Origin of the sequence: Pseudorhodobacter sp., from assembly GCF_030452865.1 — a bacterium.
In the GTDB taxonomy this organism is placed as follows: Bacteria; Pseudomonadota; Alphaproteobacteria; order Rhodobacterales; family Rhodobacteraceae; genus Pseudorhodobacter.
On record NZ_JAKDLJ010000448.1, the window covers coordinates 1 to 2,727 of the forward strand.

Genomic DNA, 2,727 nt, shown 5'->3' on the forward strand with positions numbered 1-2,727 from the left:
GCCAGCTTGAATATATCACCGCAACCGCTGATGCGCCAAGCCTGAGCCTTGCTGCGGACAGGCTGGGCGTGTCGCAGCCATCGCTTTCCGTCGCACTGACCCAGGTAGAGGCGCATCTGGGCCAGAAACTGTTTGATCGCAGGCGCGGGCGGAGTATCCGGTTGACGCCGTTTGGCCGCGACTTCATCCAGCGCGCCCGGCATTTGCTGTCGCAAGCAGCAGCGTTGACCGACCCCGCCGATGCCCGAATGCAGGCAGAAAGCAGCCTGACGCTTGGGTGTTTCAACGACCTTGCGCCGCTGTGCATCGGCCCGGCTACGCGGGCGTTGCGGGAAGCTTTTCCGGGGCTGCGGCTAACCTACCTCGTGGCGGATTTCACCAGTCTGGCCGAGGCGTTGCGACAGGGCCAGATCGACCTTGCGATCACCTATGATATCGGGCTGGACAGCCGTTTTCAGCGCCATGTCTGGGGCGGTTTGCAACCATCGGCCTTTCTCGCCCCCGACCATAAACTTGCGTCCCGCCAATCCCTCCGCCTGCGTGACATTGCAACGGACCCGCTGATCCTGTTTGAGGAGGCGCTGTCCCTTAGGCATGTGCTGGGGCTGTTCAAGATGCAGGGCGTCACCCCCTTCGTCGCCCATCGCGTCGGATCGCTTGAACTGATGCGCAGCCTTGCGGCCAATGGTGACGGCGTGGGGATCAGCTATACCACACCTCCCGGCAACCAAAGCTATGACGGCAAGCCACTGGTGGCGCGCATGATCACCGACGCTGCCGCCGCTGAACAAGTGCTGATCGTCGCCGCCCAAACGCCCGAGGCCGAAGCCCGCATTGGACAGGTCATTACAGCATTGAAATCGAGCACCTTCCCCGGTTGAGCCTATGGCGCGAGTTTGCGCAGGCTGTGGGTCAGATGATCGGCGAACGCGGCGGCGGCGGGGCTGAGGCTGCGATCAACCGCGTAGATCAACGCCACCTCACGCCGAATGGTCGGGGCGGTCAGGACATGCGCTGTCAAACCCGTCCCCGGCATCATCCCCGCGCGCGCGTAACCGGGCAGGATCGCCACACCCAACCCCGCCCCGGCCAGCGCCAGCGCGGTCGCGATCTGTTCAACCTCAAACGCCGGGCGCAGCGTCAGGCCCGCCGCCTCAAACCCCAGTTCGACCGGCAGTCGCAACGCGGACTTGCGCGTCAACACAATGATCGGGTGCGCTGCAAGATCGGCCCAGCGCAGGTCCACGGGCAATTCTGCCGTCGCATTCGTAAAGGCCATCATTTCATCGCGCAAGACGGGTCGATGGCCAACTTCCGCCAAACCAGGCGGAAACGTCCCCAACCCCAGATCGGCCTGACCTGCGGCGATCCGCGCCAAAATCTGTTCGGTCGTCGTATCTACCAGTTCCAGCGCGACCCCCGGATGCAGTGACTGGAAATCAACCAAGACGCGGGGCAGCACGGTTGCCGCCAGAAACGGCGGTGCTGCCAGCCGCAAAAAGCCGGCCCGCAGCGCCCGGATGTCCTGCGCCTCGGCCACCGCACCATCCAGTGCCTCGATGCTTTTCACCGCACCGTCGCGAAACGCCCGCCCGGCAGGGGTCAGCACCACCCGCCGCGTGGTGCGATCAAACAGCCGCAGGTTCAGCAGCGACTCAATCTCACGGACGGCCTGGCTCACGCCGGGCTGTGTCATACCCAAACGCTCCGCCGCGCGTGAAAAATTTCCGGTTTCGGCCACGGCCAGAACCGCTTCGATCTGACGCAGGTTGGGGCGAGTCATTCACTTCCTCAGCTTATCATTTAATAACATAGAGCCAGATTGCCTAATATGTCACCTCCTGTTCAAATGGTCGGGGAAGGGCACGTCGTTTCCAAACACGACGGGAATTGCATTGCCCTGACCGCCGAAACGCTGTTGCGTGCGATGACAGGGAAAAAACCATGAAATATAGCCGGAAAGACGCCAAATCCTACGCCTTTGCCAATATGAAAGGTATCTGGGCCGCTTGCCTGACCCCGTTCAATGCCGATGGTGCGGTGGATGAGGATGGCTTTCGTGCCAACATGAACCACTGGATCGAAGACCTTGGCATCGCCGGTTTCTTCGTCGCGGGCAAGCAAGGTGAGTGTTTTTCGATGTCACTGGATGAACGCAAGCGCAACTTTGATCTCGCGGTTTCGGCCTGCGATGGGCGGGCGCAAACCATCATGTCCTGTTCCGATCAGAATATGGACGTGGTGATTGAGCTGGCAAAACACGCGCAAAACTGCGGCGCGGATTACATCGTCGTTCACGCGCCGGTTTTACATTTCCAGAAAGCGCAGGACGAAACCCTGATGCGCTATTACCAGACAATTGCCGACAAGGTGGATATCGGCATGGCGCTGTGGTCGCACCCTGACAGCGGCTATCTGATGAGCCCCCGCCTGTGCAACCGGCTTGCCGATCTGGAAACCGTTGTCGCGATCAAATATTCGGTGCCGCGCCCGATGTACCGCGAATTGCATGGCATGGCGAAAGACCGGATCATCGTTTCCACCGCATCCGAAGAAGAATGGCTGGACAATATCATCGAGATGGACTGGCGGCTCTATCTCTGCTCCTCGCCGCCCTACATGATCCAGACCGCGCGTGATCGGCGGATGCATGATTATACCCAAGCCGCCTTTGCCGGAGATTTTGACAAGGCGCGGGAGATCAGCGCAAGTCTGGAACCGGTGCGG

3 protein-coding genes are annotated in these 2,727 nt (G+C 61.0%); 2 read left to right on the forward strand and 1 reads right to left on the reverse strand.

The features are described from left to right. Window positions 1-881, forward strand: an 881-nt coding sequence (locus L0H65_RS17865) for a LysR family transcriptional regulator (RefSeq protein WP_301460563.1), incomplete at its 5' end; no start/stop codon positions are given. Between the two features lie 2 nt (window positions 882-883). On the opposite strand, the gene L0H65_RS17870 is transcribed toward L0H65_RS17865, so the two are convergent. After that, window positions 884-1,783: a LysR family transcriptional regulator gene (locus L0H65_RS17870; RefSeq protein ID WP_301460564.1), complete on the reverse strand. Its 900-nt coding sequence runs from the start codon at window positions 1,781-1,783 to the stop codon at window positions 884-886. Between the two features lie 161 nt (window positions 1,784-1,944). On the opposite strand from L0H65_RS17870, the gene L0H65_RS17875 reads away from it, so the two are divergent. Next, window positions 1,945-2,727, forward strand: a 783-nt coding sequence (locus L0H65_RS17875) for a dihydrodipicolinate synthase family protein (protein ID WP_301460565.1), incomplete at its 3' end; no start/stop codon positions are given.